The sequence below is a fragment of the Leptospira brenneri genome (assembly GCF_002812125.1).
In the GTDB taxonomy this organism is placed as follows: domain Bacteria; phylum Spirochaetota; class Leptospiria; order Leptospirales; family Leptospiraceae; genus Leptospira_A; species Leptospira_A brenneri.
This window is the reverse complement of sequence record NZ_NPDQ01000030.1, coordinates 1-892: the sequence shown is the minus strand read 5'-3', so window position 1 is coordinate 892 and position 892 is coordinate 1. Positions and strand designations below refer to the sequence as shown.

Genomic DNA, 892 nt, shown 5'->3' with positions numbered 1-892 from the left:
GAACTAAAGGATCAGCAATCATTCATCGTAAATTCCTTCAAATCATTACTCCTACAATTTCCTGATGCTGTATCTTGCGATGTAGACAATGATACTGATATATTGGTTGGATCCGGCCAAATTGCTTATAAGGGATCCGAGTTTGATGTAATTATGGCGGTATATTGATGAGTGATCGTTTTACGTTCAATTTTGATCAATATGTTTGGAGAAACCAAAGACGCTCCATCCGTGAGTCAAAAGATCAACATAACTCAATTAAGTGGCATTCGATACTTTTCGCCTTCCTGTTGGTTTTACAAGAACGACTAATCAGAATCAATTGGCTTTATAACCAAATTAGATTTTCAAGTTCTTCTGGAAAAGGATTGGATTGGTGGGGTAACCGTTACGATACCAAAAGAGATCGTGAAAATAATGAAAATGATGCTGACTACAAACTAAGAATTCTATTTGAACATAGCTATAAGCAGAAAGCAGTTTCTCTTTCTGTAAAACGATCTCTGATTAGTACCATAACGGGAAAAAACCCATCTGATATCAAAGCAGAAAAAACCATAGGATCCCTGTTCGTGATGGGCGGACAAATTGGTAGCATCTGTGCGTCTAGGGATTACTTTTTCTATTCCGTGCGATATTACATACCAGCAATTGATCGTTTAACAAGACGTAATGTTGTAAGAATGTTAAACAAAACTACAATCGGTGGGAATTACTATGAAGTTTGGGAAGAACTCGAAGATCTTTCTTCTGTAGAATCAAGTGATGGAGAAATTTATAAGGGCCAAAAGTTGTCAGATGGAGTTTTAGGTCTGCAACGCTACTGGTTGGTTTATTAGGGAGGTGTTATGACAAAGTTAAGTGGAATTGAGTGGCCATGGAATGGAAAGCC

1 protein-coding gene is annotated in these 892 nt (G+C 37.4%); it reads left to right on the top strand.

Annotated elements, in window-relative coordinates; all coding sequences use genetic code 11:
- Window positions 1-167 precede the first annotated feature (167 nt).
- Complete coding sequence (locus CH361_RS19550) at window positions 168-839, top strand: hypothetical protein (RefSeq protein ID WP_100792505.1); 672 nt, start codon at window positions 168-170, stop codon at window positions 837-839.
- The last annotated feature ends 53 nt before the right edge of the window (window positions 840-892 follow it).

Excerpts from the sequence above, each read along its gene's own strand:
- CH361_RS19550 (WP_100792505.1), top strand. The coding sequence starts at position 168 with ATGAGTGATCGTTTTACGTTCAATTTTGATCAATATGTTTGGAGAAAC.